Source organism: Pseudomonas sp. GW822-FHT05A08 (assembly GCF_058800485.1).
In genome coordinates, this window is the sequence record NZ_CM179511.1 from 762,195 (window position 1) to 775,953 (window position 13,759).

Here is a 13,759-nt window from a genome sequence, read left to right on the forward strand (position 1 = left end):
TCCCCATGACTAGTTTGCATGCCGACGAGGCTTTCCTCGGCCACTATCAATTGAGCCATGACCCTTTCGCTCCACGGGTGCCTGGCTTCAAGTTTTTCCCCGCCCAGCGCAAGCCGGTGCTGGGGCAACTGCATCACCTGGCGCGCTACAGCCAGTTGCTGCTGGTCGTGACCGGCCCGCAGGGCAGCGGCAAGACGCTGCTGCGTCAGGCGCTGGTAGCCAGCACCAACAAGCAATCGGTACAGAGCGTGGTGGTTTCCGCCCGCGGTGCCGGCGACGCGGCGGGCGTGCTGCGGCAGGTGGCCCAGGCGCTGAACGTCGAGCAGGCCGAAATCGGCCCGATCCTGGCGCAAGTGGTGCAACTGGCCCTGACCGGCCAGGAAGTCTATCTGCTGGTGGATGACGCCGAGCAGCTCGACGAGTCGGCGCTCGAGGCGCTGCTGGCGCTTGCCGCCGGTGCTCCGGAAGGTCGCCCGCATGTGTTCCTGTTCGGCGAGTCGTCGCTGATTGCCGGCCTGGAGCAGCTGAGTGCGGAAGAAGAGCGCTTCCATGTCATCGAACTGCAGCCTTACACCGAAGAAGAAACCCGCGAATACCTGGCGCAGCGTCTCGAAGGCGCAGGACGGGGTATCGAACTTTTCTCCGCGGATCAGATCAGTGATATTCACGAAGGCTCCGATGGCTGGCCTGGCAACATCAACCAGGTCGCCCGGGATGCAATGATCGAAGCCATGATTGCCAGCCGCTCAGCGGTCAAGCGTCCAAGTATGGGGTTCAACATGCCGAAGAAACACGTATTGGCGATATCCGCAGTCGTAGTGGTGGCCGTTGCCGCTGCCTGGCTGATGCCGGGTCGCAGCAAGGCACCAAGTACCGGTGCGCCAGCCAACGAACAGGCGCAGCTGCCGCTGGGCCAGACACCGCAACCGAACAGCAATGGCAGCCCGGCTGTCGAGTTCGCCGGTTCTTCCCAGCCAATGCCGCTGCCATTGGTCGGTCAGTCGCAACCGGTGATGCGCGGTCCTCTGGCCGAAGCCGCCGGCGGGATCACCGAGGGTGACGATGGCGTACCGGTGGAAGGCTCCAGCGCCACGCCGCCGACCGTGACCACCATTGCACCGCCAGCCGGCGTGCCGGCCGGTCCAGCGCCGACGCCTGAAGCCCGTCCGACCCCGGCACCGACTCAGGTCGCTGCCGCCAAGCCGGCTCCAGTGGTCAAGCCTGCGCCTGCTCCGGTCAGCAAGCCGGCTGCACCGGCTGCCAAGCCAGCCGAGAAACCTGTCACCGTAGCCAAGGCCGCCACCGGCGGTAGCTGGTACGCCGGTCAGGCGCCAGGCAACTACGTCGTGCAGATCCTGGGCACCAGTTCCGAAGCCGCGGCGCAGAGCTTCGTCAAGGAGCAGGGCGCTCAGTACCGTTATTTCAAGAAAGTCCTCAACGGCAAACCGCTGTATGTGATCACTTACGGCAGCTTCAGCAGCCGTGATGCAGCCGTTACCGCTATCAAGGCCTTGCCAGCGAAGGTTCAGGCTGGTAAACCTTGGCCTCGCACTGTCGCCAGCGTCCAACAGGAACTGGCAGCAACTCGCTGAAGATTCGGCGGCCTTACCCAGGCCGCCTCTCCCAGCACCTCAAAAAAATCCGCATGCGCATGCTGCCTTCAAGGCCGCGTGCCTTGTGGTGTCTGCGTCACAGTAGCTTTTGAGTCGTCGCGGTCCGAACTAAAAAAGTTTTGACTAGCACAGCATATCGCTTTAAACCTTTCATAAATGCGACATAGATTTGCGACATTTCGTCGCCAAATTTGTGAGCGTCTGTGTCGGTGTGTACAATGACCTCCCTTTTGCCCCCGCAAAGCCGGCGTACGTTCGGCGTGGATGGTAACTGGTTGAATTGAAAAGAAATTTGTCTCGACAAGAGGCAGCCTGGTGAGAAAGTGTCTATGAAAGCAGGTCTGTACCAACCAGATGAATTCAAGGATAACTGCGGTTTCGGTCTGATAGCCCATATGCAGGGCGAACCCAGTCATACCCTTTTGCAAACGGCCATCGAGGCCCTGACCTGCATGACCCACCGCGGTGGGATCAACGCGGACGGCAAGACCGGCGACGGTTGCGGTCTGCTGATTCAGAAGCCTGACGCGTTCCTGCGAGCCATTGCCCAGGAAACCTTCAGTGTCGAATTGCCCAAGCAATATGCCGTGGGCATGGTCTTCTTCAACCAGGATCCGGCCAAGGCCGAAGCCGCTCGCGAGAACATGAACCGCGAGATCCTGGCCGAAGGCCTGCAACTGATCGGCTGGCGCAAAGTGCCGATCGATACCAGCGTTCTCGGCCGCCTGGCCCTGGAGCGCCTGCCGCAGATCGAACAGGTCTACATCGGCGGCGAAGGCCTGAGCGACCAGGACATGGCAGTCAAGCTGTTCAGTGCCCGTCGTCGTTCGTCGGTAGCCAACGCCGCCGATACCGACCACTACATCTGCAGCTTTTCCCACAAGACCATCATCTATAAAGGCCTGATGATGCCGGCGGACCTCGCCGCCTTCTATCCGGACCTGGGTGACCCGCGCCTGCAAACCGCGATCTGCGTGTTCCACCAGCGCTTCTCCACCAACACCCTGCCGAAATGGCCGCTGGCGCAGCCGTTCCGCTTCCTCGCCCACAACGGCGAGATCAACACCATCACCGGCAACCGCAACTGGGCCCAGGCCCGGCGCACCAAGTTCACCAACGACCTGATGGATCTGGAAGAACTCGGCCCGCTGGTCAACCGCGTGGGTTCCGACTCCTCGAGCATGGACAACATGCTCGAGCTGATGGTCACCGGCGGCATCGACCTGTTCCGTGGCGTGCGGATGATCATCCCGCCAGCGTGGCAGAACGTCGAGACCATGGACGCCGACCTGCGTGCGTTCTACGAATACAACTCCATGCACATGGAACCGTGGGACGGCCCCGCGGGTGTGGTCATGACCGACGGCCGCTACGCCGTCTGCCTGCTCGACCGTAACGGCCTGCGCCCGGCGCGCTGGGTCACCACCAAGAACGGTTTCATCACCCTGGCATCGGAAATCGGCGTCTGGAACTACCAGCCCGAAGACGTGATCGCCAAGGGCCGTGTCGGCCCGGGCCAGATCTTCGCCGTGGACACCGAAACCGGGCAGATCCTCGACACCGACGCCATCGACAACCGCCTGAAGTCCCGTCATCCGTACAAGCAATGGCTGCGCAAGAACGCCCTGCGCATCCAGGCGACCATGGAAGACAACGACCACGGTTCGGCGTTCTACGACGTCGACCAACTCAAGCAGTACATGAAGATGTACCAGGTCACCTTCGAGGAGCGTGATCAGGTGCTGCGTCCCTTGGGCGAGCAAGGCTACGAGGCGGTCGGCTCCATGGGCGACGATACGCCGATGGCTGTGCTGTCCCAGCGTGTGCGCACGCCGTACGACTACTTCCGCCAGCAGTTCGCCCAGGTCACCAACCCGCCGATCGACCCACTGCGCGAAGCCATCGTCATGTCCCTGGAGATCTGCCTCGGTGCCGAGCGCAACATCTTCCAGGAATCGCCTGAGCACGCTTCCCGCGTGATCCTCAGCTCGCCGGTGATCTCGCCCGCCAAGTGGCGCTCGCTGATGAACCTCGACCGTCCGGGCTTCGAGCGTCAGGTCATCGACCTGAACTACGAGGAAAGCCTCGGCCTGGAAGCGGCGATCCGCAACGTCGCCGACCAGGCCGAAGAAGCCGTGCGCGCCGGTCGTACCCAGATCGTCCTCAGCGACCGCCATATCGCCCCGGGCAAGTTGCCGATCCACGCGTCCCTGGCCACCGGCGCGGTGCACCACCGCCTGACCGAGAAGGGCCTGCGCTGCGACTCCAACATCCTGGTGGAAACCGCCACCGCGCGCGATCCGCACCATTTCGCGGTGCTGATCGGTTTCGGCGCCTCGGCGGTCTATCCGTTCCTGGCCTATGAAGTGCTGGGCGACCTGATCCGTACCGGTGAAGTGTTGGGCGACCTCTACGAGGTGTTCAAGAACTACCGCAAGGGCATCACCAAGGGCCTGCTGAAGATCCTGTCGAAGATGGGTATCTCGACCATCGCGTCCTACCGTGGTGCGCAGTTGTTCGAGGCCATCGGCCTGTCCGAGGAAGTCTGCGAGCTGAGCTTCCGTGGCGTGCCGAGCCGCATCAAGGGCGCGCGTTTCGTCGACATCGAAGCCGAGCAGAAAGCCCTGGCTGCCGAAGCCTGGAGCCCGCGCAAGCCGATCCAGCAAGGCGGCCTGCTGAAGTTCGTCCACGGTGGCGAATACCACGCCTACAACCCGGACGTGGTCAACACCCTGCAAGCCGCCGTGCAGCAGGGCGACTACGCCAAGTTCAAGGAATACACCGCGCTGGTGGACAACCGCCCGGTATCGATGATCCGCGACCTGTTCAAGGTGAAGACCCTGGACACGCCGATGGACATCAGCGAAGTCGAGCCGCTGGAATCGATCCTCAAGCGTTTCGACTCCGCCGGTATCTCCCTGGGCGCGCTGTCGCCGGAGGCCCACGAAGCCCTGGCCGAAGCCATGAACCGCCTGGGTGCGCGTTCCAACTCCGGTGAAGGCGGCGAAGACCCGGCGCGCTACGGCACCATCAAGAGCTCGAAGATCAAGCAGGTGGCCACCGGCCGTTTCGGCGTGACCCCGGAATACCTGGTCAACGCCGAAGTGCTGCAGATCAAGGTGGCCCAGGGCGCCAAGCCCGGCGAAGGCGGCCAGCTGCCGGGCGGCAAGGTCAACGGCCTGATCGCCAAGCTGCGTTACGCGGTACCGGGCGTGACCCTGATTTCGCCACCGCCGCACCACGACATCTATTCCATCGAAGACTTGTCGCAGTTGATCTTCGACTTGAAGCAGGTCAACCCGCAGGCGCTGGTCTCGGTGAAGCTGGTGGCGGAAGCCGGCGTCGGCACCATCGCCGCTGGCGTGGCCAAGGCCTATGCCGACCTGATCACCATCTCCGGCTACGACGGTGGCACCGGCGCCTCGCCGCTGACCTCGATCAAGTACGCCGGTGCGCCGTGGGAACTGGGCCTGGCGGAAACCCACCAGACCCTGCGCGGCAACGACCTGCGCGGCAAGGTCCGGGTGCAAACCGACGGTGGCCTGAAAACCGGCCTCGACGTGATCAAGGCGGCGATCCTCGGAGCCGAAAGCTTCGGCTTCGGCACCGCGCCGATGATCGCCCTGGGTTGCAAGTACCTGCGTATCTGCCACCTGAACAACTGTGCCACCGGCGTGGCGACTCAGAATGAGAAGCTGCGCAAGGACCACTACATCGGTACCGTCGAGATGGTGGTGAACTTCTTCACCTACGTCGCCGAGGAAACCCGTGAGTGGCTGGCCAAGCTGGGCGTGCGTTCGCTGGAAGAGCTGATCGGTCGCACCGATCTGCTGGAAATCCTCGAAGGCCAGACCGCCAAGCAGCATCACCTGGACCTGACCCCGTTGCTGGGCAGTGACCATATCCCGGCGGACAAGCCGCAGTTCTGCCAGGTCGATCGCAACCCGCCGTTCGACCAGGGCCTGCTGGCCGAGAAAATGGTCGCCATGGCCAAGCCTGCGATCGCCGATCTCAGCGGTGCCGAGTTCGCGCTCGACATCTGCAACTGCGACCGTTCCATCGGTGCGCGGATTTCCGGTGAAATCGCCAAGGTCCACGGCAACCAGGGCATGGCCAAGGCGCCGATCACCTTCCGCTTCAAGGGCACTGCCGGTCAGAGCTTCGGGGTGTGGAACGCCGGCGGCCTGAACCTCTACCTCGAAGGCGACGCCAACGACTACGTCGGCAAGGGCATGACCGGCGGCAAGCTGGTGATCGTTCCGCCCAAAGGCAGCGCCTACAAGACTCAGGACAGCGCGATTATCGGCAACACCTGCCTGTACGGCGCTACCGGCGGCAAGCTGTTCGCCGCCGGCACCGCGGGCGAGCGTTTCGCCGTGCGCAACTCCGGTGCCCACACCGTGGTGGAAGGCACTGGCGATCACTGCTGCGAATACATGACCGGTGGTTTTGTCTGCGTGCTGGGCAAGACCGGTTACAACTTCGGCTCAGGCATGACCGGCGGTTTCGCCTACGTGCTCGACCAGGACAACACCTTCGTTGACCGGGTCAACCACGAGCTGGTGGAAATCCAGCGGATCAGCGGCGAAGCGATGGAAGCCTATCGCAGCCACCTGCAGCGCGTGCTGGACGAATACGTCGAGGAAACCGGTAGCGAGTGGGGCCGTAACCTGGCCGAGAACCTCGATGACTACTTGCGTCGTTTCTGGTTGGTCAAACCTAAGGCGGCGAGCTTGAAATCTCTGCTCTCCAGTACTCGTGCGAATCCGCAATAACGACGCAGCTGCAAGCGGCAAGCTTCAAGCCGCAAGTTAACAGCAGTGCGCGATATGCCTGCACACGTGATTGTCTTGCAGCTTGAAGCTTGTAGCTTTGAGCTGCTGTTAAGAGGTTTTAGTAATGGCTGAACGTCTGAATAATGACTTCCAGTTCATCGAGGTCGGGCGCAAGGATCCGAAGAAGAAACTGTTGCGTCAACGCAAGAAAGAGTTCGTGGAGATCTACGAGCCCTTCAAACCCCAGCAGTCGGCCGACCAGGCCCATCGCTGCCTGGGTTGCGGTAACCCGTACTGCGAATGGAAGTGCCCGGTGCACAACTTCATTCCCAACTGGCTCAAGCTGGTGGCCGAGGGCAACATCCTCGCCGCCGCCGAGCTGTCGCACCAGACCAACACCCTGCCGGAAGTCTGCGGCCGGGTGTGCCCGCAGGATCGCCTGTGCGAGGGTGCTTGCACCCTCAACGACGGCTTCGGCGCGGTGACCATCGGTTCGGTGGAGAAGTACATCACCGACACCGCCTTCGCCATGGGCTGGCGCCCGGACATGTCCAAGGTCAAGCCGACCGGCAAGCGGGTCGCGGTGATCGGCGCGGGCCCGGCGGGCCTGGGCTGCGCCGACGTGCTGGTGCGCGGTGGCGTGACCCCGGTGGTGTTCGACAAGAACCCGGAAATCGGTGGCCTGCTGACCTTCGGCATCCCCGAGTTCAAGCTGGAAAAGACCGTGCTGAGCAATCGTCGCGAAGTCTTCAGCGGCATGGGCATCGAGTTCCGCCTCAACACCGAGGTGGGCAAGGACGTGACCATGGAGCAACTGCTCGAAGAATACGATGCGGTATTCATGGGCATGGGCACCTACACCTACATGAAGGGCGGCTTTGCCGGCGAGGACCTGCCGGGCGTGCACGACGCGCTGGACTTCCTGATCGCCAACGTCAACCGCAACCTGGGCTTTGAAAAGTCGCCGGAAGACTTCGTCGACATGAAGGGCAAGAAGGTCGTGGTCCTCGGTGGCGGCGACACGGCGATGGACTGCAACCGCACGTCGATCCGCCAGGGCGCCAAGGCGGTAACCTGTGCCTATCGTCGTGACGAAGCGAACATGCCGGGCTCGCGCAAAGAGGTGAAGAATGCCAAGGAAGAAGGCGTGAAGTTCCTCTACAACCGCCAGCCGATCGCCATCGTCGGCGAAGACAAGGTCGAAGGCGTGAAGGTGGTCGAGACCCGTCTCGGCGAGCCGGACGCCCGTGGCCGTCGCAGCCCCGAGCCGATCCCGGGTTCCGAAGAGGTCATCCCGGCCGACGCCGTGGTCATCGCCTTCGGTTTCCGCCCGAGCCCGGCGCCGTGGTTCGAGCAGTTCAGCATCCAGACCGACAGCCAGGGCCGCGTCGTGGCGCCGGAGCAGGGCCAGTACAAGCACCAGACCAGCAACCCGAAGATCTTCGCCGGTGGCGACATGGTGCGCGGTTCCGACCTGGTGGTGACGGCGATCTTCGAAGGCCGCAACGCCGCCGAAGGGATCCTCGACTACCTGGGCGTCTGATACAGCAAAGGCCATCCCTGTAGCCGCTGCCGAAGGCTGCGAACGACCGCAACGCGGGCGCAGGATCGTGAGATCGCTGAAGGCCTGCGGCCTTATCGCAGCCTGCGGCAGCGGCTACAGAAGCGGCACTTGTGGCGCGACAAATTGACCCGATAGATAAAAGGCACGGCTCTCGCCGTGCCTTTTGCGTCGCGCTCTGAGAAAATGCCCGCACTTTTTTTCCGGATGCCGACATGACTGCCCTGAAGAACGACCGTTTCCTTCGTGCCCTGCTCAAGCAACCCGTAGACGTCACCCCGGTGTGGATGATGCGTCAGGCTGGGCGCTACCTGCCTGAATACCGCGCCAGCCGTGCCAACGCCGGTGACTTCATGAGCCTGTGCATGAACCCGGAGTTCGCCTGCGAAGTCACGCTGCAACCGCTGGACCGTTATCCACAACTGGATGCGGCCATCCTCTTCTCCGACATCCTGACCATCCCCGACGCCATGGGGCAGGGCCTGTACTTCGAAACCGGCGAAGGCCCACGTTTCAAGAAGGTCGTCAGTACCCTGGCCGATATCGAGGCCCTGCCGATCCCGGATCCGCACAAGGACCTGGGTTACGTGATGGACGCGGTCAGCACCATCCGCCGCGAGCTTAACGGCCGCGTGCCGCTGATCGGCTTCTCCGGCAGCCCCTGGACCCTGGCCACCTACATGGTCGAAGGCGGCTCGTCGAAGGACTTCCGCAAGACCAAGGCGATGCTCTACGACAACCCGCAAGCCATGCACCTGCTGCTGGACAAGCTGGCGCAGTCGGTCGTCAGCTACCTCAACGGCCAGATCAAGGCCGGCGCGCAAGCGGTGCAGATCTTCGACACCTGGGGCGGCAACCTGTCGGCGGCGGCCTACCAGGAGTTCTCCCTGGCCTACATGCGCAAGATCGTCAGCGGCCTGATCCGCGAGCATGAAGGGCGCAAGGTGCCGGTGATCCTGTTCACCAAGAACGGCGGCCTGTGGCTGGAAAGCATTGCCGACGCCGGTGCCGACGCCCTGGGCCTGGACTGGACCTGCGACCTCGGCGAAGCGCGCCGGCGGGTCGGCAACAAAGTCGCCTTGCAAGGCAACATGGACCCGACGGTGCTCTACGCCAAGCCGGAAGCGATCCGTGCCGAAGTCGGGCGCATCCTTGCCAGCTACGGCAAGGGCAGCGGCCATGTGTTCAACCTTGGCCACGGCATCACCCCGGAAGTCGACCCGGAGCACGCCGGCGCTTTCCTGCGCGCGGTGCACGAATTGTCGGCGCAGTATCACCAGTGATCGCGACCCGATAACCAGGCCCGGCATTCGCCGGGCCTTTTTTGTGCCCGGGAAACGGCCTGGCGGATTAAGTTTCAATTCAGCCTGACTGGTTAATCTGGCGCTATCGAAACCCACATTGGATCACTGCCATGAAAACCCGTTACCTCGTTCTGTTGCTCGCTCCGCTGTTCAGCACCGCCGCCCTGGCTGTCGGCTACACCGGTCCTGGCGCCCAGGCCGTCACCAGCGTCGCGGCGGCCAACGATGCCGCGGACGATACGCCGGTGGTGTTGCAGGGCCATGTGGTCAAGAAGCTGAACAATGACGACAAGTACGAATTCAAGGATGCCAGCGGCACCATCACCGTCGAGATCGACGACGAAGACCTGCCGCCAGTGGCGTTCAACGAGAAGACCCAGGTCAGGCTGACCGGTGAGGTCGAGAAGGGGTTGATGAAGCGTGAGATCGACGTCGACCTGGTGGAGATCGTCAAGTAAGCCGATCGACAGTCTTCAGCTATCGCCATGCCGGCGACCGGCCCCTGCGTATGGATCGCGGGGGGTGGTCTCCGGCATGTTCGTTTAGCAACTACCGAGTGGCCAGTGGCGGCAGTTTGGCCAGCTTCAACGCCACCAGCAGCGCCACCAACAGCAGGGCGCTGATAAACAGGCCGATGCCGTTCCACCCGGCCATGTGCCAGAACACCCCGCCCGCCGTCCCGGCGATGCTCGATCCGGCGTAATAGCTGAACAGGTACAGCGATGAGGCCTGGCCCTTGGCCTTGAGGGCGCGCCGGCCGATCCAGCTGCTGGCGACCGAGTGGGCGCCGAAGAAGCCGAACGTGAAGATCAGCATGCCGATGATCACCACCGGCAACGCGCTGAGCATGGTCAGCGCGAGGCCGGCGAGCATCAGCGAGATGGTGGCCCAGAGCATTTTGCGCCGTCCCAGGCGGTCGGCCAGGGCACCGATTTTCGCCGAGCTGTAGATCCCCGACAGGTACACCACCGACAGCAGGCCGACGAAGGCCTGATCCATGTGATACGGCGCGGCCAGCAGGCGATAGCCGATGTAGTTGAACAGCGTGACGAACGCGCCCATCAGCACGAAGGCTTCGAGGAACAGCAGCGGCAGGCCGGCGTCGCGAAAGTGCATGACGAAGCCGTCCAGCAGGCTGCGCGGGTGCAGCGAGCGGGCGCGGAAGTTGCGCGATTCGGGGAGGATTCTCCAGAACACCGCCGCCGCGATCAGCGCCAGGCCACCGATCACCAGCATTGCCGTGTGCCAGCTGACGAAGTCGATCAGCACCCCGGTGATCAGGCGACCGCTCATGCCGCCAATGGCGTTGCCACCGATGTACAGGCCCATGGCCAGGCCGATGTGCTGTGGGTGGATCTCTTCGCTCAGGTAAGTCATCGCCACCGCCGCCAGGCCGCTCAGGGACAGCCCTACCAGCGCGCGCATCAGCAGCACCCCGTGCCAGCTCGGCATCAGGGCGCTGGCGAGGGTGCACAGCGCGGCGGCGAACAGGGCGGCCACCATCACCGGTTTGCGGCCGATGCGGTCGGAAATCGGCCCGGTGACCAGCAGACCGATGGCCAGCAGGCCGGTGGCGACCGAGAGGATCAGGCTGCTTTGCGCGGCGTTGATGGAAAAATCCCGGGACAGCAGCGGCATCATCGGTTGTACGCAGTAGAGCAGGGCGAAGGTGGCGAATCCGCCGCAGAACAGCGCCAGCACCGTGCGCATGAACATCGGCGTGCCTTTTTCGATGTAGACCTCGTTCAGTTGCGCGACCACCTCATCGAGGGCGGTGGGAGGGAGTTCGTGGGCGAGTGGAGCGACAGCGGTTTTCACGGGGGACCTCGGGGGGAGCGCGGCCGGTCAGGCAATGGAAAAAAGCATATAGCTGGCTAATGTTTCTTTCCAATATATTGTTCGACCTGATTGATATGTTTTACGACCTAATGAGGCGATCATGGAATTGCGTCACCTGCGTTACTTCATCGCGGTGGCCGAAGAGCTGCATTTCGGCCGCGCCGCACAGGTCCTGGGCATCTCCCAGCCGCCCTTGAGCCAGCAGATCCAGGTGCTGGAGCAGGAGGTCGGCGCGCGTTTGTTCGAGCGTACCAATCGTCGGGTCGAGCTCAGCGAGGCCGGCAGGCTGTTCCTCGATGAGGCACGACAGGTGCTGGCCCAGGTCGACAAGGCCGCGGATGTGGCCCGCCGGGCGCAACGTGGGGAGCTGGGCGAACTGAAGATCGGTTTCACCTCGTCGGCACCTTTCAACTCCAGCATCCCCCAGGCGATCTTCGCCTTTCGCCAGCGTTTTCCCGACGTGCACCTGAAGCTGCGGGAGATGAGCAGCACCCAGGTGGCCGAGGCGCTGCTGGACGAGTCGATCCAGGTCGGGATCATGCGGCCGTTGCCGTTGCCGGATTCCCTGAGCGTGGTGGAGTTGCTGCGCGAACCGCTGGTGGCGGTGCTGGGCTCCAAGCACCCGCTGGTGGCCGGCAGCGAAGCCGGCCTGGCGCTGTCGGCCCTGGCCCACGAGCCTTTCGTGTTCTTCCCGCGCAGCTACGGCAGCGGCCTGTATGCGCAGTTGCTGACCCTGGCCCGGGATGTCGGCTTCACCCCGCACTTTGCCCAGGAAGCGGGCGAGGCCATGACCATCATCGGCCTGGTGGCGGCGGGGCTGGGTGTCTCGGTGTTGCCGGCGTCCTACCAGCGCATGCGCATCGACGGCGTGGTCTACCGACCGCTGCTCGACCCCGAGGCGGTCTCGGCGGTGTGGCTGGCGCAGCGCACCGACCAGCGCTCGCCAATGGCCAAGGCCTTTGTCGAACTGCTGACCCGCAAGGCCGAGTTGTAACCTGCTGGGTAGTATTCCGCGGGGTTCCGAAGGTGGACATCTCGGGTAACGGATCGGGTTTGCTCATCCGCCGGCCCATTGCGCAGACTTGGGTTCTTTGCGCGAGTGTCACGGATGTCACTTCACTATCAGCCCAGGGAGGGCAGTGTCCTGATTTGTGACTTCAGAGGTTATGAAGTCCCCGAGATGGTCAAGGTCAGGCTTGTTGTGGTCATACGCAGGCACAGGAGCAACCGGCATCTGGTGACGGTCGTTCCCTTGAGCACCACCGCGCCTGACGTGGTGTTGGGGCACCATCTGCAACTTGCCAACCGCATGCAGGGGCGACCGTGCGTCTGCTGGGCGAAATGCGACATGCTTGCCACGGTCGGCTTGTCGCGACTCGATCGGATCAGGCGCAAAGACCGCCATGGCCGGCGAATTTACGAAGTCTTGCAACTTACAGACGAAGAGTTCGCCGCCATCAAAGCCGCTGTGCGCAAGGCTTTGGGGATCTAAGGTCAACCTTTCCCAGGAATAAGGCCAATGGCCACGGTTGCCGGGCGGCAGGCTTCGAGCGACACTGCGCACGTACCCGAAAGGGACTTGTGAGACTCTGAGGATCCTGGGCAACCAGCCATCGCAGAGCCAGACAGGCAGAGCGCGATGACAAGCCAGCCTGTTTGTGAAAGGGCGCCGAAAGGCGCCCTTTGTCGTTTCCGGGGGGATGGAAACCTGTTGGCGCCTTACTCCACCTTCGCCAGGTCGCCGCGCAGCGCGACGCCTGCCATCAGGGCGCCCGCGTGGCATTCGTAGGTTTTCGCATCCTTGCGCTCGTTGCTCTTGTAGAAGCTGGCGATGTCGGTCACGGCATTGGCGCCGACTTTCTTGGCTGCCTGGTGCAGGGTGATCAGCGCCGATTGCAGGACCCATTCGCAGGCCACTTCGTCGCTCTTGTTGAAGGCGTTGGTCTTCTTGTTGGTGACCGCGCCGGCGCTGACCACCGTGACCTTGCCGGCTGGCTTGTTGCCGGCCAGGTAGAACTTCACGCTGCCGTCGATCTTGCCGGTGCTGATGGCTTCGGCGACGACCTTGTCGAACGGCAGGTACAGCGCGGTATCACGGGCCTGGCTGACGCCGGGCAGGGTGCAGAGCAGCAGGGTGGCGGCAGCGGCCAGGGTCTTCAGTTGCATGGTGGTCTCCTTGACATAGAAAGGGGGGCGGCGGCTGGCGCTCAATTAGGCGCGGCAATCGCCTGGGCCGAGCTGGACAGCTGTTGCGCGGTCCGCTCGTTCTGGTTGTCCTTCAGCTCGCGCAGGATGCCCTTGTCCAGCAGGCGCACCCAGCGGATGTAGTTCTTGTGGATCTTGCCGTCCGCGTAGTTCATGCCACGGCTGTCGCGGTAGAGGATCTTGTAGTGGGTCGGTGTGTACTGGATGTCGATTTCCACGTGGTACTGCTCGCGCACGGTGATCTCGGCCTGGATCAGCTCCGGGCTGATGCGCTGCACGGTCCACTTGCGGGCGACCAGGTTTTTCAGGATCGCCTGTTTCATTTCCTCGTGGTCGGCCTTGAGGGTGGCGGGCAGGACCCGGTCCGGGGTGTACATGCGCTTGCTGGTACACGAGACACAGGTCAGCAGGGCCAGCACGATCAGGCAGGCGCGAAGCAGGGAGGACATTCCATTTTCTCCG

General features: G+C 63.2%; 10 protein-coding genes. 7 read left to right on the forward strand and 3 right to left on the reverse strand.

Features of this window, described 5'->3' with window-relative positions; genetic code table 11:
- The first annotated feature begins 5 nt into the window (after positions 1-5).
- The 5 genes from AC3RCP_RS03475 (at position 6) to AC3RCP_RS03495 (ending at position 9,711) form a co-directional block, all read left to right on the forward strand.
- Positions 6-1,592, forward strand: a complete 1,587-nt coding sequence (locus AC3RCP_RS03475) for an SPOR domain-containing protein (RefSeq protein ID WP_053259362.1) — start codon at positions 6-8, stop codon at positions 1,590-1,592.
- A 350-nt stretch (positions 1,593-1,942) separates the two neighbouring features.
- Entirely contained in the window at positions 1,943-6,388 is a 4,446-nt protein-coding gene (gltB, locus tag AC3RCP_RS03480; RefSeq protein ID WP_081362896.1) for a glutamate synthase large subunit, read from the forward strand.
- Positions 6,389-6,512: 124 nt separating this feature from the next.
- Positions 6,513-7,931, forward strand: a complete 1,419-nt coding sequence (locus AC3RCP_RS03485; protein ID WP_007925837.1) for an FAD-dependent oxidoreductase — start codon at positions 6,513-6,515, stop codon at positions 7,929-7,931.
- Positions 7,932-8,164: 233 nt separating this feature from the next.
- Positions 8,165-9,232, forward strand: coding sequence for a uroporphyrinogen decarboxylase (hemE, locus tag AC3RCP_RS03490; RefSeq protein WP_007925835.1), 1,068 nt, complete (start codon positions 8,165-8,167; stop codon positions 9,230-9,232).
- 131 nt (positions 9,233-9,363) lie between these two features.
- Positions 9,364-9,711 carry a YgiW/YdeI family stress tolerance OB fold protein gene (locus AC3RCP_RS03495; protein ID WP_007925834.1) on the forward strand — a complete coding sequence of 116 codons (348 nt, stop codon included), beginning with the start codon at positions 9,364-9,366 and terminating at the stop codon, positions 9,709-9,711.
- 91 nt (positions 9,712-9,802) lie between these two features.
- Here AC3RCP_RS03495 and AC3RCP_RS03500 read toward each other — a convergent pair whose 3' ends face one another.
- Positions 9,803-11,014 carry an MFS transporter gene (locus tag AC3RCP_RS03500; protein ID WP_492571467.1) on the reverse strand — a complete coding sequence of 404 codons (1,212 nt, stop codon included), beginning with the start codon at positions 11,012-11,014 and terminating at the stop codon, positions 9,803-9,805.
- A 178-nt stretch (positions 11,015-11,192) separates the two neighbouring features.
- Here AC3RCP_RS03500 and AC3RCP_RS03505 point away from each other — a divergent pair, with 178 nt between their 5' ends.
- On the forward strand, positions 11,193-12,086 hold the full coding sequence (locus AC3RCP_RS03505; RefSeq protein WP_007925832.1) for a LysR family transcriptional regulator: 894 nt from the start codon (positions 11,193-11,195) through the stop codon (positions 12,084-12,086).
- Between the two features lie 114 nt (positions 12,087-12,200).
- A complete protein-coding gene (locus AC3RCP_RS03510; RefSeq protein WP_492571391.1) occupies positions 12,201-12,584 on the forward strand; it encodes a type II toxin-antitoxin system PemK/MazF family toxin in 384 nt (127 codons plus the stop codon).
- 227 nt (positions 12,585-12,811) lie between these two features.
- On the opposite strand, the gene AC3RCP_RS03515 is transcribed toward AC3RCP_RS03510, so the two are convergent.
- Positions 12,812-13,258 carry a hypothetical protein gene (locus AC3RCP_RS03515; RefSeq protein WP_007925830.1) on the reverse strand — a complete coding sequence of 149 codons (447 nt, stop codon included), beginning with the start codon at positions 13,256-13,258 and terminating at the stop codon, positions 12,812-12,814.
- Positions 13,259-13,299: 41 nt separating this feature from the next.
- Positions 13,300-13,746: a hypothetical protein gene (locus AC3RCP_RS03520; protein WP_009041832.1), complete on the reverse strand. Its 447-nt coding sequence runs from the start codon at positions 13,744-13,746 to the stop codon at positions 13,300-13,302.
- Positions 13,747-13,759 lie beyond the last annotated feature (13 nt).